This is a genomic window from Streptomyces sp. NPDC052773 (assembly GCF_044547145.1).
In the GTDB taxonomy this organism is placed as follows: domain Bacteria; phylum Actinomycetota; class Actinomycetes; order Streptomycetales; family Streptomycetaceae; genus Streptomyces.
On the sequence record NZ_JBITZX010000007.1, the window covers coordinates 156,305 to 180,926 of the forward strand.

General features: G+C 70.1%; 24 protein-coding genes and 1 riboswitch. Of the genes, 13 read left to right on the top strand and 11 right to left on the bottom strand.

All coding sequences use genetic code 11. From position 1 onward, the window contains the following. The first annotated feature begins 111 nt into the window (after positions 1 to 111). The 3 genes from ACIG0D_RS18035 (at position 112) to ACIG0D_RS18045 (ending at position 3,567) form a co-directional block, all read left to right on the top strand. Entirely contained in the window at positions 112 to 1,224 is a 1,113-nt protein-coding gene (locus ACIG0D_RS18035) for a LacI family DNA-binding transcriptional regulator (protein ID WP_399801551.1), read from the top strand. Between the two features lie 185 nt (positions 1,225 to 1,409). Further along, positions 1,410 to 2,507 carry a metallophosphoesterase gene (locus ACIG0D_RS18040; protein WP_399801553.1) on the top strand — a complete coding sequence of 366 codons (1,098 nt, stop codon included), beginning with the start codon at positions 1,410 to 1,412 and terminating at the stop codon, positions 2,505 to 2,507. Between the two features lie 193 nt (positions 2,508 to 2,700). Continuing rightward, positions 2,701 to 3,567: a hypothetical protein gene (locus ACIG0D_RS18045; RefSeq protein ID WP_399801556.1), complete on the top strand. Its 867-nt coding sequence runs from the start codon at positions 2,701 to 2,703 to the stop codon at positions 3,565 to 3,567. Positions 3,568 to 3,710: 143 nt separating this feature from the next. On the opposite strand, the gene thiC is transcribed toward ACIG0D_RS18045, so the two are convergent. After that, complete coding sequence (gene thiC / locus ACIG0D_RS18050) at positions 3,711 to 5,516, bottom strand: phosphomethylpyrimidine synthase ThiC (protein ID WP_365757114.1); 1,806 nt, start codon at positions 5,514 to 5,516, stop codon at positions 3,711 to 3,713. Next, positions 5,509 to 5,698: riboswitch (TPP riboswitch) on the bottom strand. It overlaps the preceding gene by 8 nt. A gap of 71 nt (positions 5,699 to 5,769) precedes the next feature. Between thiC and ACIG0D_RS18055 the strand changes: the two genes are divergently transcribed. Next, entirely contained in the window at positions 5,770 to 7,428 is a 1,659-nt protein-coding gene (locus ACIG0D_RS18055) for a YibE/F family protein (protein WP_399801559.1), read from the top strand. Positions 7,429 to 7,750: 322 nt separating this feature from the next. Here ACIG0D_RS18055 and ACIG0D_RS18060 read toward each other — a convergent pair whose 3' ends face one another. The 4 genes from ACIG0D_RS18060 to ACIG0D_RS18075 form a co-directional block, all read right to left on the bottom strand. Continuing rightward, a complete protein-coding gene (locus ACIG0D_RS18060) occupies positions 7,751 to 8,188 on the bottom strand; it encodes an SsgA family sporulation/cell division regulator (protein ID WP_351838451.1) in 438 nt (145 codons plus the stop codon). A gap of 99 nt (positions 8,189 to 8,287) precedes the next feature. Then, positions 8,288 to 9,022, bottom strand: a complete 735-nt coding sequence (locus tag ACIG0D_RS18065; RefSeq protein WP_399801978.1) for an IclR family transcriptional regulator — start codon at positions 9,020 to 9,022, stop codon at positions 8,288 to 8,290. 511 nt (positions 9,023 to 9,533) lie between these two features. Next, on the bottom strand, positions 9,534 to 9,746 hold the full coding sequence (locus tag ACIG0D_RS18070) for a DUF5326 family protein (RefSeq protein ID WP_399801562.1): 213 nt from the start codon (positions 9,744 to 9,746) through the stop codon (positions 9,534 to 9,536). A gap of 125 nt (positions 9,747 to 9,871) precedes the next feature. Then, the gene (locus ACIG0D_RS18075) at positions 9,872 to 10,189 is read right to left on the bottom strand and encodes a cupin domain-containing protein (protein ID WP_365757279.1); all 318 of its coding nucleotides are present in this window, start codon (positions 10,187 to 10,189) and stop codon (positions 9,872 to 9,874) included. Positions 10,190 to 10,247: 58 nt separating this feature from the next. On the opposite strand from ACIG0D_RS18075, the gene ACIG0D_RS18080 reads away from it, so the two are divergent. From ACIG0D_RS18080 to ACIG0D_RS18100, 5 genes are all read left to right on the top strand, one after another. Next, a complete protein-coding gene (locus tag ACIG0D_RS18080; protein WP_399801565.1) occupies positions 10,248 to 10,625 on the top strand; it encodes a phage holin family protein in 378 nt (125 codons plus the stop codon). A gap of 4 nt (positions 10,626 to 10,629) precedes the next feature. Continuing rightward, entirely contained in the window at positions 10,630 to 11,121 is a 492-nt protein-coding gene (locus ACIG0D_RS18085; protein WP_399801567.1) for a low molecular weight protein-tyrosine-phosphatase, read from the top strand. Next, positions 11,118 to 12,260, top strand: coding sequence for a cystathionine gamma-lyase (locus ACIG0D_RS18090; protein ID WP_399801570.1), 1,143 nt, complete (start codon positions 11,118 to 11,120; stop codon positions 12,258 to 12,260). The genes ACIG0D_RS18085 and ACIG0D_RS18090 overlap by 4 nt, the downstream gene beginning before the upstream one ends. 318 nt (positions 12,261 to 12,578) lie before the next feature. After that, positions 12,579 to 13,484 carry a LysR family transcriptional regulator gene (locus ACIG0D_RS18095; protein WP_399801573.1) on the top strand — a complete coding sequence of 302 codons (906 nt, stop codon included), beginning with the start codon at positions 12,579 to 12,581 and terminating at the stop codon, positions 13,482 to 13,484. A gap of 135 nt (positions 13,485 to 13,619) precedes the next feature. Continuing rightward, positions 13,620 to 14,102: an NUDIX hydrolase gene (locus tag ACIG0D_RS18100; RefSeq protein ID WP_365757098.1), complete on the top strand. Its 483-nt coding sequence runs from the start codon at positions 13,620 to 13,622 to the stop codon at positions 14,100 to 14,102. Between the two features lie 25 nt (positions 14,103 to 14,127). Here the strand turns inward: ACIG0D_RS18100 and ACIG0D_RS18105 are convergent, their stop codons facing one another. Continuing rightward, positions 14,128 to 15,570, bottom strand: coding sequence for a globin domain-containing protein (locus ACIG0D_RS18105; RefSeq protein WP_399801576.1), 1,443 nt, complete (start codon positions 15,568 to 15,570; stop codon positions 14,128 to 14,130). Positions 15,571 to 15,893: 323 nt separating this feature from the next. Beyond that, positions 15,894 to 16,526, bottom strand: a complete 633-nt coding sequence (locus ACIG0D_RS18110; RefSeq protein WP_399801579.1) for an HAD family hydrolase — start codon at positions 16,524 to 16,526, stop codon at positions 15,894 to 15,896. A gap of 219 nt (positions 16,527 to 16,745) precedes the next feature. On the opposite strand from ACIG0D_RS18110, the gene ACIG0D_RS18115 reads away from it, so the two are divergent. Then, positions 16,746 to 17,612, top strand: coding sequence for a GNAT family N-acetyltransferase (locus tag ACIG0D_RS18115; protein WP_399801582.1), 867 nt, complete (start codon positions 16,746 to 16,748; stop codon positions 17,610 to 17,612). A gap of 68 nt (positions 17,613 to 17,680) precedes the next feature. Here the strand turns inward: ACIG0D_RS18115 and ACIG0D_RS18120 are convergent, their stop codons facing one another. Then, on the bottom strand, positions 17,681 to 18,103 hold the full coding sequence (locus ACIG0D_RS18120; protein WP_399801584.1) for a heme-binding protein: 423 nt from the start codon (positions 18,101 to 18,103) through the stop codon (positions 17,681 to 17,683). Between the two features lie 111 nt (positions 18,104 to 18,214). After that, positions 18,215 to 19,417 carry an MFS transporter gene (locus tag ACIG0D_RS18125; RefSeq protein WP_399801587.1) on the bottom strand — a complete coding sequence of 401 codons (1,203 nt, stop codon included), beginning with the start codon at positions 19,415 to 19,417 and terminating at the stop codon, positions 18,215 to 18,217. A 142-nt stretch (positions 19,418 to 19,559) separates the two neighbouring features. On the opposite strand from ACIG0D_RS18125, the gene ACIG0D_RS18130 reads away from it, so the two are divergent. Both ACIG0D_RS18130 and ACIG0D_RS18135 read left to right on the top strand, forming a co-directional pair. Beyond that, on the top strand, positions 19,560 to 20,018 hold the full coding sequence (locus ACIG0D_RS18130; RefSeq protein ID WP_365757086.1) for a MarR family transcriptional regulator: 459 nt from the start codon (positions 19,560 to 19,562) through the stop codon (positions 20,016 to 20,018). Between the two features lie 60 nt (positions 20,019 to 20,078). Beyond that, a complete protein-coding gene (locus ACIG0D_RS18135) occupies positions 20,079 to 20,531 on the top strand; it encodes a GNAT family N-acetyltransferase (protein WP_399801590.1) in 453 nt (150 codons plus the stop codon). A gap of 53 nt (positions 20,532 to 20,584) precedes the next feature. Here the strand turns inward: ACIG0D_RS18135 and ACIG0D_RS18140 are convergent, their stop codons facing one another. Further along, positions 20,585 to 21,970, bottom strand: a complete 1,386-nt coding sequence (locus ACIG0D_RS18140) for a serine hydrolase domain-containing protein (RefSeq protein WP_399801593.1) — start codon at positions 21,968 to 21,970, stop codon at positions 20,585 to 20,587. A gap of 238 nt (positions 21,971 to 22,208) precedes the next feature. Between ACIG0D_RS18140 and ACIG0D_RS18145 the strand changes: the two genes are divergently transcribed. After that, positions 22,209 to 22,772, top strand: a complete 564-nt coding sequence (locus tag ACIG0D_RS18145) for a dihydrofolate reductase family protein (protein ID WP_399801595.1) — start codon at positions 22,209 to 22,211, stop codon at positions 22,770 to 22,772. Positions 22,773 to 22,856: 84 nt separating this feature from the next. On the opposite strand, the gene dnaB is transcribed toward ACIG0D_RS18145, so the two are convergent. After that, positions 22,857 to 24,332 carry a replicative DNA helicase gene (gene dnaB / locus ACIG0D_RS18150; protein WP_365757078.1) on the bottom strand — a complete coding sequence of 492 codons (1,476 nt, stop codon included), beginning with the start codon at positions 24,330 to 24,332 and terminating at the stop codon, positions 22,857 to 22,859. Between the last annotated feature and the right edge of the window lie 290 nt (positions 24,333 to 24,622).

The window sequence follows — 24,622 nt, forward strand, 5'->3', positions numbered from 1 at the left end:
ACCTTTAAATCAAAGGCAATTAAGCCTCTTCCGCCATGCAGAAACGTGCCTGTCAATGGCTGCATATGCGTCCGCACTACCCCACCGCATGAGCCCTACTATCGGCTCGCCATGACAGCAGCAGGGAAGCACCAGGTGAGCCGCGCGGAAACCTCACGTCGAGGCAGCCGGCCGGGCCGGGCGGGCATCAGAGACGTGGCCGCCGCCGCCGGAGTCTCCATCACGACCGTCTCCGACGCCCTCAACGGCAAGGGCAGGCTCCCGGACGCCACCCGGCGCCATGTCCGAGAAGTCGCCGACCGGCTGGGCTATCGCCCCTCGGCCGCGGCCCGCACCCTCCGTACCGGCAAGTCGGGACTCATCGGCCTGACCGTGACCACATACGGGGATGAACCTTTCACCTTCACCGAGTTCGCGTACTTCGCGGAGATGGCGCGGGCCGCCACCTCGGCCGCGCTCGCCCGCGGCTACGCCCTGGTCATCCTGCCCGCGACCTCCCGGCACGACGTCTGGTCGAACGTCGCCCTGGACGGCACGGTCGTCATCGACCCCTCCGACCAGGACCCGGTCGTCAGCGAGCTGGTCCGGCAGGGTTTACCGGTCGTCTCCGACGGCCGCCCGGCCGGCTCGCTGCCGGTCACCGCGTGGGTCGACAACGACCACGAGGCCGCCGTCCTCGGCATCCTCGACCATCTGGCCGACGCCGGCGCCCGCCGCATCGGCCTGCTGACGGGCACCACCACGGACACGTACACCCACCTGTCGACCACCGCGTACCTGCGCTGGTGCGAGCGGGTCGGCCAGGACCCGGTGTACGAGGCCTACCCGGCGCACGACCCGTGCGCGGGCGCCGTCGCGGCCGACCGGCTGCTCGCGCGCCCCGACCGGCCCGACGCGGTCTACGGACTGTTCGACCCCAACGGCACCGACCTGCTCGCCGCCGCCCGGCGCTACGGGCTGCGCGTACCGGACGACCTGCTTCTGGTCTGCTGCAGCGAGTCCACCGTGTACGCCAACACCGAGCCGCCCATCACCACGCTCTCCCTGAAGCCGCGCCGGATCGGCACGGCCGTGGTGCAGCTCCTCATCGACGCCATCGAGGGCGTCGAGTCGGAGCACCCCGTCGAGCAGGTGATACCGACCGAGCTGATCGTGCGTACCTCGTCCCAGCGACGGCCGCCCCGGACGACGGTCAGCCCGCCCCGGGTCCCCGGAGAGGGCTAGATAGGGGCGGTCACCAGGTCGGGCGAAGCCCTGCCCAATCGGGGCGAAAGCCGCGGTGAACTGGAGTCTTGCTCTGATTCACCACCCCTGGGTCATCACACGGCGCGATCCGCATTCCTATGATGGGCCCACGACACCGCGGGCCGCTGCGACCAGGCAGTCCGAAGCGGTGCAGCTGCGGCGCAATGGTGGAGGGGTCGATGACTCAGGGGGCCGGTCAGGGACCCGAGGTGGAGCGGACGGCGACGTTGCGCGACTTCCGGGTACCCGCGTACGTCCACGAGACCGGTCCGTATGTCCACAGCTCTCACCCGGGCGAGGCTCCCGGCCCAGTCGCGGAGCCGGTGTCCTTCCCGCAGGAGTACACGCCGACCCAGCGCGACCTGCCGGTGATCAACCGGGGTGACACGGTCCAGGTGACCGTCGACCCGGCGCCCGCGCCCGTCGCCCCGCCCGCCACCGGTCCGGGCCCCCTGTTCGTCGTGGGTGACGTGCACGGTTACCTCGACGAGCTGGTGGCCGCCCTCCAGGAGAAGGGCCTGATCGACGCCGCCGGCCACTGGTGCGCGGGCACCGCGCGGCTGTGGTTTCTCGGCGACTTCACCGACCGCGGCCCGGACGGCATCGGCGTCATCGACCTGGTGATGCGGCTGTCCGCCGAGGCCGCCGCGGCGGGCGGCTACTGCAAGGCCCTGATGGGCAACCACGAGCTGCTGCTCATCGGCGCCAAGCGGTTCGGTGACACGCCGGTCAACTCCGGCGCGGGCACCGCCACCTTCCAGGCGGCCTGGCTGCTCAACGGCGGCCAGAAGACCGACATGGACCGCCTCCAGGACCACCACCTGCAGTGGATGGCCCGCCTCGACGCGCTCACCGAGATCGACGGCCATCTGCTCGTCCACTCCGACACCACCGCCTACCTGGACTACGGCGACTCCATCGAGGCCGTCAACGACAACGTCCGCGAGACCCTCACCCGCAACGACGCGGACGAGGTCTGGGACCTGTTCCGCAAGTTCACCAAGCGCTTCTCCTTCCGCGACGAGGGCGGCGCCGACGCCGTGCGCTCCCTGCTCGACACCTACGGCGGCACCCGCATCGTCCACGGCCACAGCCCCATCCCCTACCTGCTGGGCGAGGTCGGCTCCGAGGACGGCGAGGACAGCACCGGCCCCGTGGTCGAGGGACCCCACGTCTACGCCGACGGCCTCGCCATCGCGATGGACGGCGGAGTGACCATGGCCGGGAAGCTACTGGTCCAGCAACTCCCGCTGAGCGTCTGAGCGTTCACCGGCCAGTCGGCCCCCGGCTCCGGACCGGCGAGTAACAGCCCAGGCCACGGCCCAATTTCTGCAAACCCCCTGTCAACGCCTGCCGTCACCGCTCTACCATCGGCTTATCCGTAGCAGGCTCCCCTCCGTTTCTGCCCGACGGCTCGTCAGCGTGCGAGCCCCAAGCCCTACGGAGCATCGGGGGATGCACATGAACAGCGTTCCGCAGCACCTGCTGAGCGAGGACCGCCAGGAGTACGAGCGGCTCCTCGATGAGGCGCTGCGCTCCGCACCACACCGCCCGGAACTGGCCGCTGTCGGACAGCGGCTGAACACCGAACAGCTGCGCACCATGGCGCTCGGCGCCTCCGCCCTCATCACCGCGGCCGCGGCGACCGAGTACCAGCACTATGTGAAGGTCCGCGAGGAACTGCGCCACCCGACGCCGTCCACCCCGTCGTCCGTCCCCGCGTCCGACTCCTCGGAACCGGGGCCGAGCGCGATGGGGCTCGCCACCACCATGGGAGAGGCCGCCGAGACCGTCGGCGCGGGAGCCGTCGCCGTGATCGCCGTCCTCGCCCCCGTCCTGGCCGGAACCGCCGCGGCGATCTTCCTGCTCGTCGGCTACATCCTGAAGATGCTCGACCCCGACCAGGCGTTCGCCCGGACCATGCTCACCACCGGCTGGGTGTTCGGTGCCGTGACAGCGGTGGCGATCCTCGTCGCCGCGGTCGGTCTGCTGCTCACCGCGCTGCGCAACCGGCCCACGCCGGAGCCCGGCCCCTACGGCGAGGAGAACAGCGAACTGGTGCAGGCCAGAGAGGCCTGGCGCGAGGCCCTGCTCGAACGCGGCATCGTGCCGTTCCTCCGCGAAGCCCTCGCCGAACCCGGCACCGCCGCACTGCACCACACCGCCCGTCCGGCCCCGACCGGCCGCATGCCGCACCTCGGCTACGACCGCCCCGGCTTCACCAGCCCCGGCGACGGCCGGTCCGCCGGGCACCGGCCCCGCTTCTCCAGCCCGGACTACACGAGTCCGGACTTCGGCGGCCCGGATCACCATCCGGAGTGACCGCCGGCTTGCGCGCCCCCACGTGGACGGGGGAGCGCAAGCCGGAGACGGTGCCCTGCCCTGCCGGCGGACCATCCGTCCGGTCAGTCCGTGCCGCCGGGGCCGGGTCGGTCCGGTCGGTCCGGGCCGTCCGGTCGGCCCGGTCAGTCCGCGATCGGCAGATACACCCGGTTGCCCGCCGCGGCGAACTCCTTCGACTTCTGGGCCATGCCCTGCTCGATCTCCGCCTGGCTGCCGCCGTGTTCACGGCGGATGTCCTGGGAGATCTTCATCGAGCAGAACTTCGGCCCGCACATCGAGCAGAAGTGCGCCGTCTTGGCGGGCTCGGCCGGCAGGGTCTCGTCGTGGAACTCACGAGCCGTGTCGGGGTCGAGGGCCAGGTTGAACTGGTCCTCCCAGCGGAACTCGAAGCGCGCGTCGGACAGCGCGTCGTCCCACTCCTGCGCACCGGGGTGGCCCTTGGCGAGGTCGGCCGCGTGGGCAGCGATCTTGTAGGTGATGACGCCGGTCTTGACGTCGTCACGGTTGGGCAGCCCCAGGTGCTCCTTGGGCGTGACATAGCAGAGCATGGCCGTGCCCCACCAGGCGATCATCGCGGCACCGATGCCGGAGGTGATGTGGTCGTACGCCGGCGCGATGTCCGTCGTCAGCGGGCCGAGCGTATAGAACGGAGCTTCATCACAGATCTCCTGCTGAAGGTCGATGTTCTCCTTGATCTTGTGCATCGGGACGTGACCGGGGCCCTCGATCATCGTCTGCACGTTGAAACGCTTCGCGATCCGGTTGAGTTCCCCGAGCGTCTTCAACTCGGCGAACTGCGCCTCGTCGTTGGCGTCCGCGATCGACCCGGGCCGCAGGCCGTCACCGAGCGAGTAGGTGACGTCGTAGGCGGCGAGGATCTCGCAGAGCTCCTCGAAGTTCTCGTAGAGGAACGACTCCTTGTGGTGCGCCAGGCACCACGCCGCCATGATCGAGCCGCCGCGGGAGACGATGCCGGTCTTGCGGTTCGCGGTGAGCGGGACGTACGCCAGGCGCACGCCCGCGTGGACCGTCATGTAGTCCACGCCCTGCTCGGCCTGCTCGATGACCGTGTCCTTGTAGATCTCCCAGGTCAGTTCCTCGGCCTTGCCGTCGACCTTCTCCAGGGCCTGGTAGAGCGGCACGGTGCCGATGGGGACGGGGGAGTTGCGCAGCACCCACTCACGGGTGGTGTGGATGTTGCGGCCCGTGGACAGGTCCATGACCGTGTCGGCGCCCCAGCGGGTCGCCCAGGTCATCTTCTCGACCTCCTCCTCGATGGAGGACGTCACCGCGGAGTTGCCGATGTTGGCGTTGACCTTCACCAGGAACCGCTTGCCGATGATCATCGGCTCGATCTCCGGGTGGTTGACGTTGGCCGGCAGCACGGCTCGGCCCGCCGCGATCTCCTCGCGCACCACCTCGGGAGAAACGTTCTCCCGGATGGCCACGAACTCCATCTCCGGTGTGATCTCGCCGCGGCGCGCATACGCCAGCTGCGTCACCGCCTGACCGCCACGGCCCCGGCGCGGCTGGCGCGGTCGTCCGGGGAAGACCGCGTCGAGGTTGCGCAGGCCGCCACGCGGCGAGGTGTGCTTGATTCCGTCGTCCTCGGGACGGACGGGACGGCCCGCGTACTCCTCGGTGTCGCCGCGGGCGATGATCCAGTTTTCCCGCAGCGGTGGCAGCCCCCTGCGGACGTCGGTTTCGACGTGCGGATCGGTGTACGGGCCGGATGTGTCGTACAACGTGACCGACCGCCCGTTGGTGAGGTGCACCTGGCGGACCGGCACTCGCAGGTCGGGGCGGGTGCCCTCGACGTACGCCTTGTGCCAGCCGATGGACTTCCCGGCCTCCCCGTCGGTCGACGTCTCCGTCGCGACGGAGGCGTTCTGCGTGGAGGCAGGCGTGCGCGCGTCCTTGATGGTCATGAGACCTACTCCCTACGCCGGCATTACCCGGTAACAGGTTCGGCGGTCGACGCAGCGGTATCCGTCTGCCGACGTCTCGTGTGAAACATCACTCGTGGTCGGTGATGTTTCATGTGAAACATCGCTGGGACGGAGGTCAGCGCCCTCTCAGCCCGGTGCTCCGAGCTCCCGCGTGTACAAAGGTGGCTCCACGCTAGCGTCAATTCGGGCGCGGTGAACAGGGGGCCCCGTTCGTTCTTGCGATGATCGGTCGGTGACCACGACGCAGCATCCCCCGTTCCCACCGCCCGAGCCCCCGCGTGGCGCCGGTCCCGGAAGCGGCCCCGGAGGTGATTCCGGAGGCGGCTTCCGCGGCAGTTTCGGAGGCGGCTTCGGGGATGGATCCGGGGGTGGATACGGAGACGGTCCCGGAGCCGGTGATGGTGGCGGAGCCGGTAACGACGCTGGGCGCGGGCCGGGTTCGCGGCACGGACGGTCGCACGGGCGCGGGCACGGGCAAGGTGGTGAGCCCGGCCACGGGCACGGTGGCTCCGGTGGCGGCCACGGCCACGGGCATGGTGGCGGCGCCGGCTCCGGTGACGGCTCTGGCCCCAGTGGCGGGCATGGCGGCCACGGGCACTCGCACACTCACGGCCCCGCCGCGCCCGTCTCCCAGCATCTGCGCAAGCTGATCAGCGCGGTGCTCATCCCGTTCGCCGCGGCCGTGGTGGTGGGGCTGGCCGTGCTGTGGCCCGGCGGCGCCCCGCCGCACGAGCGGACCGGGGTCGGCTTCGACCGGCAGACCCAGCACGCCACGGTCACCAGGATCGAGAAGGTGGACTGCGGCTCGGTCAACGCCTCGGCCCCGCCCCCGACCGGCGACACGTCCACCGCCGAGGGCTCCTCCGCCCAGCAGCAGGCCGACGGCACCTGCAAGAAGGCGACCATCCGCGTCGACACCGGCAAGGACAAGGGCCGTACCTTCAACGAGATCGTCCAGCCGGACCAGTCACGGCAGCTGGAGCAGGGCCAGAAGGTGATCGTCGCCTACGAGCCCTCCGCCCCCAGGGACCTCCAGTACTCGGTCACCGACGTGAACCGCAGGCTGCCGATGGGCCTGCTCGCCGGCCTCTTCGCGCTCGCCGTCGTGGCTGTCGGGCGGATGCGGGGCGTCATGGCGCTGATCGCGCTGGCCATCAGCTTCCTCGTGCTGAACTTCTTCATCCTGCCGGCCATCCTGCAGGGCTCGAACCCGCTGCTCGTGGCGGTGATCGGGTCGAGCGCCATCATGCTGACCGCCCTCTACCTGTGTCACGGACTGTCGGCCCGGACATCGGTGGCGGTGCTCGGCACGCTGATCTCGCTGCTGCTGATCGGCGTCCTCGGCTCGCTGTTCATCGGCTGGGCCGCGCTCACCGGCGACACCGACGACAACACCGGTCTGATCCACGGGCTGTACCCGTCGATCGACATGAGCGGTCTGCTGCTCGCCGGCGTCATCATCGGTTCCCTGGGTGTCCTGGACGATGTGACGGTCACCCAGACCTCGGCGGTCTGGGAGCTGCACGACGCCAATCCGACGATGGGCTGGCGCGGCCTGTACCGCGCGGCCATCCGGATCGGCCGCGACCACATCGCCTCCGTCGTCAACACCCTCGTCCTCGCCTACGCGGGCGCCGCGCTGCCGCTCCTGCTGCTCTTCTCGATCGCGCAGAGCAGCGTGGGCACGGTCGCCAACAGCGAACTGGTCGCGGAGGAGATCGTGCGCACCCTGGTGGGCTCGATCGGCTTGGTGGCGTCGGTGCCGGTCACCACGGCCCTCGCCGCACTCGTGGTCTCGGCGGACCGCCCGGCGGCGGAACCGGCGCCGGCCGGCGCCGGGACACCGCTGCCGCCGCGGAGTGGTGGCCGGGGACGACGCCGCAAGCGCTGACGACGGCGCCGCCCGGCAGCGGAGCCATGCAGACCGGCAGCGGGGCGGTGAAAACGGCAGCGACCGACGATGGCGCCCCGTGGGCGGCAAGCTGCTCAGCCCGCCGCCCACGGCTCCCCGCCACTCAACGCCCCGCGGCTCCCCAACGCCCACCAGGCACCCGGCCACGCCAAGCCCGGTCATGCCAAGCCCGGGCTCACCGAGCCCGCCGAACCCACCGGGCCCGAGACCACACCGGACTTCCCGAGCCGCAGATACGTCGATACGCCGGTACGCCTAAAAGCAAAGAAGAAGCGTTACTCCACCCGAAGTACGCGCCGCCTCAACCCGCGCTCTGCTCCTCCGCGAGGATGCGGTCCAGCGCCTCGTCGAGGTGCGCGTCGAAGTCGGCGAGCGAGCCCTCCTGTCCCAGGGGCACCAGCTTGTCGGTGCGGTCCAGGAACGCGACGAGCGGCGCCGAAGAGGAGCGGAACAGGGCCTGATCAGCGCCCACCTGAAGCCGGATCAGCACCTCGCCCAGGGAGTCGGGCTCCACGGGGGAGACCCGCACATCACCCTCACCGCAGGGCCGGCCCACTCCGTCGATCAGCAACTCGCGTCCGAACGCCCAGGTGACCGGCGCGTCCCCGGGCAAATGGAAGGTCAGCCGGACGGCGTAAGGATCACAGGTCTCGTACCGCAGCTCCACCGGGATGCGGAAGGAGAGCTCCTCGGAGACGAGAAAGCTCATCATGACCTCTGCCTGTACGGACTCGCGCATCGCCTACCCCGTCTGTTGCCGTCGATTGGCCGGGAATCAACCGTTGAATACTGCTGGCATCTTGCTGAACGTGCACAGCAGATCACAAGGAGTGAGTTTTCAGATACTGATAGAGAGCGAGAGCGACCCCAGAAGGCGCCCGATCTCGTTCTGCAACTGCCGTGCCGCCGGCAGCAGCCGGTCGGCCTGATGGCACGGGAGGGAGATGGCCATCGTCGCGGCCGTGGTCCCCACTGTGATCGGGATCGCCGCGCAGACCGTGCCGAGCGCGTACTCCTGCCGCTCGATCACAGGTTCCATCCTGCCCACACGTTCCAGGCGCTGGAGCAGCGTTCGATTGTCACGCACCGTGTACGGGGTGAGGGACTGCACGGGATAGCGCTCCAGGTGATCGCGGCGGGCGGCCTCGTCCAGCTGGGACAGCAGACACTGGCCGATGGCGTGCGCATGGCCGGTCTCGCGGAAGTCCGCCCACTCCTCGACCGCCGGATTGCCCGGGGTGTCGGAGACGCACACAACCTCGATCTCGCCTTCCCGGTACATCGCGTAGTACACCGGCACGCCGATCGAATCCCGCCATCGTGCGAGCGCCTCGGTGACCGTGCTGCGACGTTTCTCCTGTGCTCCGCTGCTGCTCAGTCGCTCGGCCGCCGCCCCGAGGAAGAACAGCCCTTTCTCGCGGCGCAGATAGCCCTCGTGCACCAGGGTGCGCAGCAGGTGATAGGTCGTCGGGAGCGCGAGGCCCGTCTCGCGGGCGAGCTGCTTGGCCGGTGCGCCGTGCTCGTGGCCGGCGACGCACTCCAGCAGGCGCATCGCGCGCTGGACCGAACCGATGAGGGTCGCGGTCTGCTGCTGGGCGGGAGGAGTCGCCGGTCGCGCCCGGGGCACCGGCCGTACCGGGGGCGGGGGCGAGGGCGGAGCGGTCCGCCGGGGTGCCTGGGTGCTCCGCGCGGACGAGTCCGGGGGCGCGGGCTGTTCGGGGGGCCGTACACGGAGGGCCTGTGGGGCGAGGCCGGGGCGGGAGGGGACGGGGGGTGCGTGGGGTCCTGCGGGTGCGGTGTCAGCCGTGGCCATGGGTCACTCCCGAAGCGCGAGGGGGGAGCCCGTGCGGGGAACACGGGTGGGGTGTGCGGGGGGTGTACGCCTCTCGCGGGGTCGTCCCGCGGGGTTCCGGACTCTATTCGTCCGCCACGGCCCGCAGACGCCCTGTGACGGAAACTTCCCTCGCCCGAGGGAACCGGCCGTTCCCGTTACCGGCTCCCGTCACCCACACCTCCACCTGTCGCCCCCGTGACCCCCTTCGCCCCGGCGAGCACACCGGCCCCGGTCACTTCGCGGGGGGCGCCTACCAGTCGCTCTTCGAGGACGATCCGGCGGTGAACTTCCGTACGACGTAGACAAGTCCGCCGACCAGTGCCACGAACAGCAGCAGCTTGAACAGCAGTCCGATCACGAAGCCCAGAATGCTGACGATCAGACTGCCGAACACCACCAGGGCGATGACCGGCACCGCGACCCACTTCACCCACCACGGCAGCCCCGCGAAGATCTCTCGCATCGCCCTCGCCTTTCTCTCATCTTCGATGTCCTGCCCTCGATGCTAGGTGCGAGGGCAGGCCCGGCGGGGGCCTCGCATCCCTTGTCCTCCCCTGACCGGTCCCCTAGGGAATCCGGTGCCGCGGATCAGCTCTCCGGCGGAGAGAAGACCACGAGGACCCGCAGATCCTCGCTGATGTGGTGGAACTTGTGGGGTACACCGGCCGGGACGTACACCACGCTGCCGCGCGCCACCTGCGTGGTCTCCATCCCCACGGTCAGCGAGGCCCGGCCGCTGACCACGAAGTACACCTCGTCCTGGTTGTGCGGCTTCTGCGGGTCGTGCTCCCCCGCGTTCAGCGCGTACAGGCCGACCGACATGTTCCGCTCACGCAGGAACTGCAGGTACGCCCCCTCGTTGGCGGCGCGCTCCGCCTCCAGATCGTCCAGCCGGAATGCCTTCATCGTTGCGTCGCCCTCGCGCCCCTGCTCGTAGCCGTCCTGGTCTGCCACGATCAGACACATGATGAATTTCCTAGTCAAGACGATCGCCAACGCGGGTGCCCTCGCGGTCGCCGTGTGGCTGCTCGACAAGATCACCCTCACCGGTGACAGCACCGGCAAGAAGGTCGGCACCCTGCTCGTGGTGGCGCTGATCTTCGGGCTGGTGAACGTCCTGGTCAAGCCGGTCGTGAAGCTGCTCAGCCTGCCGCTGCTCATCCTCACGCTCGGCCTGTTCACCCTGGTGGTGAACGCCCTCATGCTGCTGCTGACCTCGTGGCTGGCCGACAAGCTGGACCTGAGCTTCCACGTCGAGGGCTTCTGGACCGCCGTCCTCGGCGGCCTGATCATCTCGATCGTGTCCTGGGCGCTCAACGTCGTCCTGCCCGACCGGGACTGAGCGCATGACGTACCGCGTCTGCTTCGTCTGCACCGGGAACATCTGCCGCTCCCCGATGGCCGAATCCGTCTTCCGAGCCCGTGTCGAGGAGGCCGGGCTCGACGGCCTCCTCGAGATCGACAGCGCCGGCACCGGCGGCTGGCACGAGGGCGACCCCGCCGACCCGCGCACCGTCGCCGTCCTGGAGGAGCACGGGTACGACAGCGAGCACACCGCTCGCCAGTTCCACCCCTCCTGGTTCGAGCGGCTCGACCTCGTCATCGCCCTCGACACCGGGCACGCCAAGGCGCTGCGCCGCCTCGCGCCGACCGAGGAGGACGCCCGCAAGGTGCGGCTGCTGCGCTCGTACGACCCCGCCGCGGGCGCCGACCTCGACGTACCGGACCCTTACTACGGGGGGAGGGACGGCTTCGAGGAGTGTCTTGAGATGGTGGAGGCGGCGAGCACCGGTCTGCTCGCCGCGGTACGTGAGCACGTGGAAGGGCAGGCGGCATGAACGATTCCGGACTTTTCAGGGGCGGTGACGGCACCCGCGCGGTGCGGGCGGGACTGCCCGAGCCGGTCAAGTACGAGCCGACCCTGCCGGGGCCGGTGTTCGCCGCGCACTTCCACCTGCCGGGCGAGCCCACCGGGCCGTACACCTACGGCCGCGACGAGAACCCGACCTGGACGCACCTCGAGGCGGCGATCGGCGAGCTGGAGGCGCCCGGGGAGGACGGCGTGGAGACGCTGGTCTTCGCGTCCGGCATGGCGGCCATCTCGTCGGTGCTCTTCTCCCAGCTGCGCGCCGGGGACGCGGTCGTGCTGCCCAGCGACGGCTACCAGGTGCTTCCCCTGGTGCGCGCGCAGCTGGAGGCGTACGGCATCGAGGTGCGCACCGCGCCCACGGGCGGTGACGCCCAGCTCGACGTCCTGGACGGCGCGAAGCTGCTGTGGATCGAGAGCCCGTCCAACCCCGGACTGGACGTCTGCGACATCCGCCGGCTCGTCGAGGCGGCCCACGCGCGCGGGGCCCTGGTCGCCGTCGACAACACCCTCGCCACGCCGCTCGGGCAGCGCCCGCTGGAGCTCGGCGCCGACTTCTCCGTCGCCAGCGGCACCAAGCAGCTCACCGGGCACGGCGACATCCTGCTGGGCTACGTCACCGGCCGCGCGGGCGAGCCGATGACCGCCGTACGCCGCTGGCGCAAGATCGTCGGTGCGATTCCCGGGCCGATGGAGGCCTGGCTGGCGCACCGCTCGATCGCCACGCTCCAGCTGCGCGTGGACCGGCAGAACGCCACCGCCCTGGCGGTCGCCGATGCGCTGCGGCAGCGCCCGGAGGTGTCCGGGCTGCGCTATCCCGGGCTGCCCGACGACCCGTCCCACAAGGTCGCCGCGCAGCAGATGCGCCGCTTCGGGTGCGTGGTGTCCTTCACGCTGCCCACCCGCGAGCGTGCGGAGCGCTTTCTCGAGGGCCTGCGGCTCGTGGACGACGCGACGAGCTTCGGCGGGGTGCGGTCCACGGCCGAGCGGCGCGGTCGCTGGGGCGGGGACGCGGTGCCGGAGGGCTTCATCCGGCTGTCGGTCGGCGCCGAGGACCCCGAGGACCTGGTGGCGGATCTGCTGCGCGCGCTGGACGAGTCGGCGAAATGACCCGTCGGCGCGCCGGTCATGCCGGCTGGCGGAACGGGACCACACGCACGGACGGTCGGCGGAACGGGACCGCACGCGGACGGTCGACGCAACGGGACGCACGCGCGGCCGGTCGGCGTGACCACGTCGAACGGACGGTCCGAACCTCCCCCCTCGTGGCTCGGACCGTCCTCGGTTCCGCGCGCCAAGAACCGCGCGAACAAGGCTAGTTGACTCTGTGTCAGTGTCCAATCACAGTAGCGACAGCGACCTATCGACTTATTTATAGTTGGGCCTTGCCCGGGGGCTGGGAGGACGGCAGCGGAAGGGGGCTTCGCCATGGACCTGGCCTTGTTGCGCACCTTCGTGACGGTGCACCGGGCCGGATCCTTCACCCGCGCCGCCGCGCTGCTCGGCCTCTCGCAGCCCGCCGTCACCTCGCAGATCCGCACCCTGGAACGGCAGCTCGGCCGTCCGCTGTTCCTCCGGCAGGCCCGGGGCGTGACCCCGACGACCATCGGCGACGAACTCGCCCACAAGGCCGCACCGCATCTCGACGCCCTGGTGGAGATCGCCGAGACCGGGCTCGACGACGAGTCCTCCTTACGTACCCTGCATCTCGCCGGCCCGCCGGAGTTCACCGCCGAACGCGCCCTGCCCGCCCTGGTCGAGCTGACCGGCGAGGCAGGCCAGGGATTCGACCTGCGGGCGTCCTTCGGGACCGCCGAGGAGACCCTGGAAGGGCTGGCCGCCGGGCACCACGATCTCGCCATCAGCACGGCCCGGCCGCGCGGCGCCCTGCTCACCGCCACCCCGCTCTGCGACGAGGAGCACGTCCTGGTCGCCGCCCCGCGCTGGGCCGAGCGCATCGGCCCCGGAATGCCGCGCCGCAAGGGTGCGTCCGCCCTGGAGAGCCTGCCCGTCGTCGAGGTCCACGAGTCGCTGCCCTTCGTATCCCGCTACTGGGCCTCCGTCTTCGACGCCCGACCGGACGCCTCCGGCACCGTCATCGTCCCGGACCTACGAGCGGTCCTCGCCTGCGCGACCGCCGGCGCCGGCATTGCCGTCCTGCCCCGCTATCTGTGCACGACCGCGCTGGAGCGCGGGGAGGTCGTCGCGCTGCACGAGCCGGCCGTGCCGCCGCTGCGCACCTATTTCCTGGTGGTCCGCACCGGGACCCTGGCGATGCCACATATCGCGCGGGCCCACGAATGGCTTCAGCGGGCGGCGGCCGACTGGGGCTGAGCTCGCCGCCGGGGAAGACTACGGACGACTTCCACCGAGCGCGCCCCCGGCGCGTAATCCGGCCATCACTCCATGAGCCCCATCGGTCACGTTTCGCGATGTTTCACGTGGAACCAGCCGGGCCACATTTCACCCATGACCGTCCGACCCGTGGTCAAGCGCACCGCCCGTGCCGTTCTGCTGGACGGTGACGACCTGATCCTGATCAAGCGCACCAAGCCGGGTGTGGATCCCTACTGGGTGACGCCCGGCGGCGGGGTCGAGCCCGGGGACCCGACCGTCGTCGACGCCCTGCACCGCGAGGTCTACGAGGAGCTGGGCGCCAAGATCACCGATGTCGTGCCGTGTTTCGTGGACACCGTCGAGCACATCGGCGAGGACGGCGGCGCGACCGGTGTGAAGGTCCAGCACTTCTTCGTCTGCCGGCTGGAGTCCATGGACCCGGCGCTGCGGCACGGCCCCGAGGTGGAGCACCCGGCGGGCGAGTACGAGATCGTGCGGGTGCCGTTCACCCGGGTCGGGATCGCCTCGGTCCACCTGGTGCCGTTGTCGCTGCGGCACTACCTCGACGGGAACATCGAGGGCGTACGCGCCATGCACGCCCCCGACCTGGGCTGACCTCCGGTCTCGCGCGCCCCCGCTTTCAGCTGCCCGCGGCGACGAGCTCCTCCACCGAGTCGTGCCGTATGCGGTTCGACGGGATGCCCACGTGCCGCAGCGCGTCCACACCGCTGCGGATCATCCCGGGCGGGCCCGAGAGATAGGCGTCGTACTCGTTCCATGGGCCGTACTCGCGTATGGCGTCGGGCAGCTGGAGGTGCGCCTGCTGGTCGATGATCGCGCGGACCGACAGCCAGGAGTGGCTCTGCTGGAGCCTGAGCATGGTGTCGATGTCGTACAGGTCCTGATCGGTGCGGGCGCCGTAGAACACCTCCACCGGCCGTCGCTCGCCGTGCTCGGCGACATCCTCGACGAGCGCCTTGATCGGGGCGATCCCGGTGCCGCCGCCCAGACAGAGCAGTCCGCTGTCGGTGGTGTGGTCGACGGTCATGGAACCGGCCGGCGGGCCGAGGCGGATGACATCACCGGGCCGGGCGCGGTGCACCAGGGCGTTGGAGACCCAGCCCGCGGGGACCGCCTTCACGTGGAACGTCAGCAGGCCGTCCGAGCGGGGGGCGGAGGCGAAGGAGTAGTGCCGCCACACACGCGGCCACCAGGGCGTCTCCACGCTCGTGTACTGGCCGGCGAGGAAGGGGTACGGCTGGTCCGGGCGGACGGTGATGACCGCGATGTCGGGGGTCCGCAGATCGTGGGCGACGACCTCGGCGTGCCACCAGGCGGGGGCGCGCAGCTCGTCCGCAGCCGCCGCGTCGATCATGACCTGCGAGATCGTCGTATACGTCCGCACCCAGGCCGCTTCGGTCTCCGCGTCCCAGATCCCCTCGGCGTACCGGCTCAGCGCGCCGATGAGGCATTCGCCGACGGCCGGGTAGTGCTCGGGCCGGGTGCCGTACTTGCGGTGTCCCCGGCCCAGGTTTTGCAGGTAGTCGACGAGCACCGGGGTGTTGTCGATGTGCTCCGCGGCGGTGAGCAGCGCCTTGAGCAGACGGTCCCGCTGGGTGTCCATCGCGGGCGGGAAGAGCAACCTCAGCTCGGGGTGCCGGACGAAGAGCAGCGCGTAGAAGTAGGAGGTGACCTTGTCGGCCACGGGGGCGATCTCGGCCATGGTTCGCCGGATGAGTACGGCGTCCGGTGAGGCGTCCTCGGCCGGAGCGGACGGCTGCGGCTCCGGCCGGCCGGTGGGGGCTGGGCGCTGCGTGGGGACGCGGTGGGGGGCGGAGGCTTCGGCGACGGCCGGGGATGGACGCGGTCCGGATATCGGAGGTGCCGATGTCGGAGGCGCCGATATCCGCTGTGCCGGGGATATCTCCGCGGGCTCCGAGGCGGTTGCCGCGTCGCGCTCGCTCTCCGGTGCCGTCGTCGCCGGCTTCTTGCGCGGCGTGAACCAGCCGCCCCCGCCGTCGGAAGTGCCGTTGTCGGCCGACGTGGTGGTCGGAGCGTCCATGCTGTGCCTCGCCTCGAACATCTCTCGGTCGGTCTGCGCACTTCCCGATCGGAAGGTGCCTGCTTCCCCCGCAGACGGCTTGTCCTGCCCCCGAGCACCGCCGCGCCCGGTGCGGCCTCATTCAACCCGTCTTCGCGCACGCGTCAGCCGTATACCCCGGAACGCGGGTCCTCGATCTCTCCGTTCCGTCAGGCTGCTTTTTCCTGCTCTGTCCCCACCGGGGAGGCGTGCCGCCTCTTCCCGACCGGGAACCGGACTCGACCATACCGGCCACCGCGTCGCACACAAGTCCCCCCTGCGCCGGCCACGAAATCGACCATGAAGCGAACCATGAGTTCTCTCAATTACAGGGCGTCACGGACCAATTCATAGGCATCCCACAGATCCTTCCCCTCATAGGCGTGGGTGGCCAGACCGGTCAGACGGTGGTCCGCGTTGACCGCGACGGAAACAGGAACGGCTGCGAACAGATCGGTGTCCGACGACGAGTCCCCGTACGCGACGCAGTCGGCCCGGGTCACCCCGAACTGCCGGCACAGCCGGTCGGCGATCATCACCTTGGCCGCGGCGCTGAGCACGCCCGTCGGGTCCACGGGCTCGGTGAACGGTACTGCGGGGAAGCGCGACCCGTGCGCCGCGTGCGCGCCCCACCCTGTCAGGCGTTCCACGAAGAACGAGGGGGACAGGGAGACGACGGCGCAGTAGTCGCCCCGTTCCCGGATCTCCGCCCAGACGTCCCGGATGCGAGCCAGCCAGGGCGCCCGGTCGAAGGCCGCCGCGACATGCGCCTCGGTCAGCTCCGCCCACAGGGTGTGCACCCGCTGCGCATACTCCGGCGAACCTATCTCTCCGGCCGCGATCGACCGGTCGAGCGCCACCGTCTCCCTCTCCAGACCGAGTTGCCGGGAGATCTCCACCGGCGCGGACGTCCCGTACAGCAAGGTGCCGTCGAGGTCGAAGAGATGAAGTCTCGCCATGGGCCCCGAGGGTACCGGCGGCAAGAGCGAGGCCTGCCGGCTGATGGGCCATCGGCACGGTGATGCATCGGGCGGACGCCCGCCGTTCGTCGACGTTTCACGTGAAACACCTCGCCCTCGTTCTCTCGCCGTGCCCATGGTCACGGCATGGCCAAAAGGACGTACGTCTCACTCGAAACAGGTGGACGCCGAGGGCACCCGTCGGACAGCCTGACCTGCGTGCCCACTCCTTCCGTCGCCGCTCTGCCCATCCGCCGTCTGACGCTTCGCGATCTCGCCGCCTGCGCCGACCTGTCCGAGAACCGGGGGTGGCCACGCGAAGAGCACAAGTGGGGCTTCCTCCTCACCGCGGGGAAGGGGTACGGCATCGACGACCCCGACGGAGGGCTCGTCAGCGCCTGTGCCGTCACCGAGTACGGTCCTCACGGCCGCCCCGATCTGGCGGCCATCGGCATGGTGCTGGTAGCCGAGCGGCACGCCCGGCAGGGCGTCGGGCGCCGTCTGATGCGCCATGTCGTCTCCACGATGGGCACCACCCCGCTGACTCTGCACGCGACGCCCTACGGCCGCCCGCTCTATGAAGAACTCGGGTTCAAGGTCACCGGCCAGGCGGAGATGCTGCTGGGCCGTTTCACCCCGGGCGGACCGGAACCGAAGGTCGCCACCCGGCCCGCGACGGCGGAGGATCTGCCGGCGATTCTGCGGCTCGACGAGGAGGTGTTCGGCTCCGACCGCACGCACATCATCACCCGGCTGCCCGCCTTCGCCGACCAGCTGCGCGTCGCCGAGGAGCACGGCCGGATCATCGGTTACACGGCCGCCTGGCCCAACATGGACACCCATGTGGTGGGTCCGTTGATCGCCCGGGACACGCAGACCGCGCAGGCACTCATCGCCTCCCTCGCCACCCACACCGATCGACCGCTGCGGACCGATATCGACGTACGGCACGAAGAGCTGCTGGCGTGGGCGAAGGAGCGCGGGCTGGCGTCCGTCGCCTTCAACGCGGTGATGACCTACGGCATCGGGGACCTGCCCGGTGACTGGAGTCGGCGCTTCGCTCCGCTGACGGTGGCCGCGGGCTGAGGCCTCGAAACGCGGAAGACGCCGGTCCCCCGTCGGGAACCGGCGTCTTTTCAGATGGAGAGCCGCGCTCAGGCGAGGGCTTCCACGGCGGCGGTGGCGAAGGCGTGGTCCTGTTCCGGCGCTCCGCCGCCGACGCCGATGGCGCCGATCAGCCGGCCGTCCCGGTGCACCGGCACACCACCGGCGATGAACAGCAGCGGCTGGCTGAGAGCGGTCGGCAGGCTGTGGAAGGGCCCGTCCGGCTTGACGGCGTCGACCAGGTCCGCGGTGGGGGCGTTGAGCTGGAGCGCGGTGTACGCCTTGCGGGTGCTGGTCTCACCGGAGATCAGGACGGCCCGGTCGTCGCGGCGGAAGGCCAGCAGGTGACCGCCGGCGTCCAGCACGGTGACGCTGACCGTCACCCCGGCGGCCTCGGCGGCGCGGGAGGCCGCCGCGACCAGGGTCTCGGCGTCCTGGGTGGTCAGAGGGGCGGCGGCGATGGTGGTGCTCACGAGGGGTTTCTCCTTGTGACTGTGTGACTGATGTGGCCGGCGTCGGATCGGTGCCCGCGGGGACGGCCCTGGCCCCGCGGCATCCGGATCCGGACCGGTCGGTGAGGGACGTCAGTGGTGGACGGGCGTCGGCTGCTCGGTGAAGGTGACGGACGCCGGTACGCGGGTCTTCTCGCGGCGCTCCAAGGCGGCCGAGAGGAAGGCGAGGACCAGGGCGGCGGCGGCCAGCAGCGCGCCCACCCAGTTGGGGGCGGTGTAGCCCAGTCCGGCCGCGATCACCAGGCCGCCGAGCCAGGCGGAGAGCGCGTTGCCGAGGTTGAAGGCGCCGATGTTCACGGCGGAGGCCAGCGTCGGGGCGCCGTGCGCCTGGTCGAGGACCCGCTTCTGCAGCGGCGGCACGGTGGCGAACCCCAGAGCGCCGATCAGGGTGATCGTGACGGCCGCGAGGATCTTGTTGTGCGCGGTGAGCGTGAACAGCGCCAGCACCACGGCGAGGGCGCCCAGGGAGACGTAGAGCATGGGCATCAGCGCGCGGTCGGCGAACTTGCCGCCGACGAGGTTGCCGCCGACCATGCCGAGTCCGAAGAGGACCAGCAGCCAGGTGACGGAGCTCTCGGCGAAGCCGGCGGCATGGGTCATCATCGGCGCGATGTAGGTGATAGCCGCGAAGACGCCGCCGAAGCCGAGGACGGTCATCGCCATGGCGAGCAGCACCTGGACGTTCTTGAAGGCGGCCAGCTCGTGGCGCAGGCGCACCCCCTCCGGCTTGGGCATGTCGGGCACCAGCTTGGCGATGCCCGCCAGGCCGATGACTCCGAGCAGGGCGACGATGGCGAAGGTCACGCGCCAGCCGATGGACTGGCCGACGAGGGTGCCCAGCGGGACGCCGACGACGTTGGCGACGGTCAGTCCGGTGAACATCATCGCGATGGCTCCGGCCTTCTTGTCCGGGGCGACCAGGTCGGCGGCGACGACGGAGCCGATGCCGAAGAACGCGCCGTGGGCGAGTGAGGCGACCACACGGCCGATCAGCATGATCCCGAAGACGGGCGCGATGGCGGACAGCAGGTTGCCGACGATGAACAGACCCATCAGCAGCATCAGCATCCGCTTGCGGGAGACCTTGGTGCCGAGCACGGTCATCAGCGGGGCGCCGAGCACCACGCCGAGGGCGTAGCCGGTCACCAGGTAACCGGCGGTGGGGATGGAGACCCCGTAGTCGCTCGCGACCTGGGGCAGCAAGCCCATGATCACGAACTCGGTCGTTCCGATCCCGAAGGCCCCGATCGCGAGGGCCAGAAGCGCGAGAGGCATGTGGGGTACACCTTCCCAGAAGATTGCAGGTGCGCTTAACGTGCGTCCACAATAGTTGCAGACGCGGGATAAATGCAACCGCCGACTATTGCGGTCCTGCTCTATCCTGGAAGCCAGACGCTCCGGGACGGAGGAAACGCCCATGACAGCGACGGACCCCGCGCTCACCGCCCTCGCCCAGGGCTGGTGCGCCCTCTCCCTGCTCCACGGCCGCATCGAGGCGCACATCGAACGCGCTCTGCAGGCCAGGCACGGACTGAGCGTGCGCGAGTACTCCCTGCTCGACGTGCTCAGCCGGCAGCACGACGGCGAAGGGGGGCACCTGCAGATGAAGCAGGTCGCCGACGCGGTGGTGCTCAGCCAGAGCGCGACCACCCGCTTGGTCACCCGACTCGAGGACCGTGGGCTGCTGGAGCGCTACCTGTGCCCCACGGACCGCCGCGGGATCTACACCAACGTCACCGAAGCGGGGCTGAAGCTGCTGGCGGAAGCCCGTCCGACCAATGACGCCGCGCTGCGCGAGGCACTGGACGAGGCGGCCAAGGTCCCGGAGCTGGCGCCGCTCGTGCGGGTCGTGGAGTCGGGGCGGGTGCCCGCATAAGGTGCAGGCAACAGATGCCCGCATAAGGTGCAGGCACAGGCGCCCGCATAGGGTGCGGGCATGGGAGATCTTGAGATACGTGCCGCGGTCGCCGACGACGTCCCCGCGATCGTGGCCATGCTCGCGGACGACCCGCTGGGTGCCCAGCGGGAGTCCCCGGAAGACCTGGCCCCTTATCTGACGGCGCTCCAGCGACTCGCCGACGATCCGAACCAGCACCTCGTCGTGGCCGTCCGTGAGGGCCGCGTGGTGGGCACGCTTCAGCTCACGATCATCCCGGGGCTCTCCCGGCGCGGGGCCACCCGGTCGATCATCGAGGGCGTGCGTATCCACGCCGACGAACGCGGCAGCGGTCTGGGCACCCAGCTCATCGAGTGGGCGATCGACACGTCCCGGAGCGAGGGCTGCCAACTGGTCCAGCTGACCTCCGACAAGTCCCGCGTGGACGCCCACCGGTTCTATGAGCGACTCGGTTTCGAGGCGTCTCACCTTGGGTTCAAGCTTCAGCTCTGACGACGAAGGGGCTCTGTTTCACGTGAAACAGAGCCCCTTCGTCTCCGTGCGGCCTACTTGATCCCCCGCCACCCCTCCGGGTCCACGCCTCCTGGCACATCGGCCGTCTCGTCGTACGGCTCACGCGTGAAGACGAAAGAGCCGAGGTCGAGATGGCTCACAGATCCATCCGGCCGCCGCACGGCCTTCAGCACTTCCCCGGCGTAGTAGCCCTCCAGCCCGGTCCAGGTGCCGTCGCCGTTCGCCCGGAACCGTGAACGGCGTCCGGCGGCGGACAGGGGTCCCAGCGAGACACCGCCGTCGGCCGTCAGCCGCAGGACGAACACCTGCGTTCCCCAGTACCACTGTCCCGCCAACTCCATTACGGCAGGCTCCACTTCCGGGAGTGGACGCCAGGGCTCGGGGATCCGGGGCTCCGCCTCCGCGACGATCCGGATGAGGTCGGCGCTCACCACCGCCGGCAGCGGCCCGGAGGTGCAGTTGGTCAGCACGACGGCCGCCACATCGTCGTCCACGCTGAGGGTGACGTTGGTCAGGAAACCCGGGAGCGAGCCCGAGTGGCCCGCCAGCAGCCGACCGCCCCCGTGGTAGATCTGCAGCCCGAGCCCGTAGGTGATCCCGTCGGCGACATCCGCCGGCTCGGCGGGAGCGGCCGGCGTCCGCATTTCCCGTACGGACTCCGCGCTCAGCACCCGGTCGTCGCCGTGCATCAGGAAGGCGGCGAATTTGGCCAAGTCGCCGGTGGTCGACCACAGTTGACCGGCCGGAGCCATCCGGCCCAGGTCCTCCGCCGGCTCCGGAAGCATCACATCGGCCCAGGGGTGCACCGCCCAGCCCCCGGCGTGCGGGGCCGATGGCCTGCCGCTCGTCCGGCTCAGGCCCAGAGGTTCGAGCACTTCGCGTCGGAGGACGTCCTCCCAGGGAGCGCCGCGCAGCTTTTCGACGAGTGCGCCGAGCAGCGTGTACCCGGGGTTCGAATAGTGGTGACGGCGGCCCACGGGATGCCGGAAGGGCTGTTCCCCCAGGACGTCCGACAGCTCCGGGCGCAGGGATCCGGGGGTGCGCTCCCACCAGGGTCCGGGGCTCTCGGCGGCCAGGCCGCTGGTGTGCGCCAGCAGTTGGGCGATGGTCGCCTCCCCCGCGCCGGTGTCCGGCAGATGCTTCTCCAGCGGATCGCCGAGGTCCAGGACGCCCTCGTCACGCAGCCTGAGGACGAGGACCGCGGTGAAGGTCTTGGTGATCGAGCCGATGCGGTACTGCACGTTCTCGTCCGGCCCGTGCCCCTCCATGGAGGTCCGGGACCCGTGCCACACCACTCGCCCGCCCCTGACCACCGCCGCCACCAGCGACGGGGTGCGCCCTTCGGCCTGTGCCACGGCGATCCGGTGCAGCAACGCCCGCCGGGTACCGGGAAGCAGCTCTTCCTGAGATGTCGTCATGCGCTCAGTCCATCCGGTGAGCCGCCCGGCGTCGAGTCCATTTCGTCCGAGGCCCGCGCTCGAATAGGACCGAGCCGGGCGTCGGCGCGGCCCAGGCCCCTCGCAGGTGGCTGCAGGGTCTCGCCGCCGATGACATGTCGAGCACGAGGGCTGCAGGCGAGCTCAGATCGCGCACCGATGAGTTCCCCGCGCCGCGCCGGTCTGTACGCGTAAGACCGACTCAGGGAAGGCTGGCGCCATGCGGAAGTTGATCTACGGGATGAACCTGAGCCTGGACGGCTACATCGCCGCGCCCGGCGACGACATCGGCTGGAGCGTGCCGAGCGACGAGCTGTTCCAGTTCTGGTCCGACCAGTTGCAGGCGACCGACCTGTCGCTGTACGGGCGCAAGCTGTGGCAGACGATGAGCTCCTACTGGCCGACGGGCGACCAGCAGCCCAACGCCACCCCGGCGGAGATCGAGTACGCGCGCCGCTGGCGGGACATGTCGAAGGTGGTGTTCTCCTCGACGATCGACAAGGTCGACTGGAACACCCGCCTGGTCACCGGCGACGCGGTCGCCGAGATCACCCGGCTCAAGGCCGAGGACGGCGGCCCGATGGACATCGGCGGCGCGACGCTCGCCGGGGCGGCCATGCGGGCCGGGCTGATCGACGAGTACCTGCTGGCCACCGCACCGGTCCTGGTGGGCGGCGGCACACCGTTCTTCACCGCGCTGGACAGCTGGGTGAACCTGAACCTGGTGGAGACGCGGACGTTTCCCTGCGGCGTGATCCTGACCAGGTACGAGACAAGGCGCTGAGCGCCCGCCCGGGAGTCACGGGCCGTCCATCTGCCGGCTGCCGTGAGATCTTGCCAAGGCTTTCGAGCCTTTTCAGGTGGCGGATCAGGTCTGCGCCATGTCCACGAACCGCGAGTAATGGCCCTGGAAGGCGACGGTGATCGTCGCCGTGGGGCCGTTTCGGTGCTTGGCGACGATCAGGTCGGCCTCGCCCGCGCGGGGGGACTCCTTCTCGTACGCGTCCTCGCGGTGCAGCAGGATGACCATGTCGGCGTCCTGCTCGATGGAGCCGGACTCACGCAGGTCCGAGACCATCGGCTTCTTGTCGGTGCGCTGCTCGGGACCACGGTTCAGCTGCGAGAGCGCGATGACCGGGATCTCCAGCTCCTTGGCCAGGAGCTTGAGGTTACGGGACATGTCCGAGACCTCCTGCTGCCGGCTCTCGGCCCGCTTGGAACCGCCGGACTGCATCAGCTGGAGATAGTCGATGACGACCAGCCGGAGGTCGTTGCGCTGCTTCAGGCGGCGGCACTTGGCGCGGATCTCCATCATCGACAGGTTCGGGGAGTCGTCGATGTAGAGCGGAGCCGCGGAGACATCCGGCATCCGGCGGGCCAGGCGGGTCCAGTCCTCGTCGGTCATGGTGCCGGACCGCATGTGGTGGAGAGCGACCCGCGCCTCGGCCGACAGCAGACGCATCGCGATCTCGTTGCGGCCCATTTCCAGGGAGAAGATCACGCTGGGCAGGTTGTGCTTGATCGCCGCGGCGCGGGCGAAGTCCAGCGCGAGCGTCGACTTACCCATGGCGGGACGCGCGGCGATGACGATCATCTGACCCGGGTGGAGCCCGTTGGTGAGCGCGTCGAAGTCGGTGAAGCCGGTGGGGACACCGGTCATCTCGCCGCTGCGCGAGCCGATGGCCTCGATCTCGTCGAGGGCGCCTTCCATGATGTCGCCCAGCGGCAGGTAGTCCTCGCTGGTGCGCTGCTCGGTGACCGCGTAGATCTCGGCCTGGGCGCGGTTGACGATCTCGTCGACGTCGTCGTCGGCCGCGTATCCCATCTGCGTGATCCGCGTACCGGCCTCGACCAGGCGGCGCAGGACCGCCCGCTCGTGGACGATCTCCGCGTAGTACTCGGCGTTGGCCGCGGTGGGCACCGTCTGCACGAGCGTGTGCAGATACGCGGCGCCGCCCACCTTGTTGATCTCGCCGCGCTTGGTCAGCTCGGCGGCGATGGTGATGGGGTCGGCCGGCTCGCCCTTGGCGTAGACGTCGAGGATCGCCTGGTAGATCGTCTCGTGGGCGGGCTTGTAGAAGTCGTGGCCCTTGAGGATCTCGACGACGTCGGCGATGGCGTCCTTGGAGAGGAGCATGCCGCCGAGGACGGACTGCTCGGCGTTGAGGTCCTGCGGCGGGACCCGCTCGAAGGCCGAACCTCCGCCGTCCCACGCGCCGTTCTCGCTGCCGCGGTCATGCTGCTCGTCCCGGCCCCGGCCGCCGTCCGGACGACGGCGGGAGGGCAGGCGATCGCTGGGACCGCTGTCGGCCCACGGATCGTCCAAGGGCTCGGAAATGCTCACCGAGCCACCTCCTCCCGTCCGCGGAACGGACCTCGCCGTGCCCCTCATTTCTACGGCACGGCACTGACAAATCGAGAAGCCCAACTCCGGTTCTGACGCGCCGGTTTTGTGACGGTTTCCCGGCCACCGGACGGAGCGGGCGCCGGACAACGGTAGGCCCCTCGGCACCGTCAGCCAATCTGGTTATCCACAGGCCATGTGGACGACGGGCCCGATGCTGTGGAGAACTGCCCTAAACCTGTGCACGACCCGGTGGACAGCCCTGTGAACAAGAACTCGCGTAACCCTCC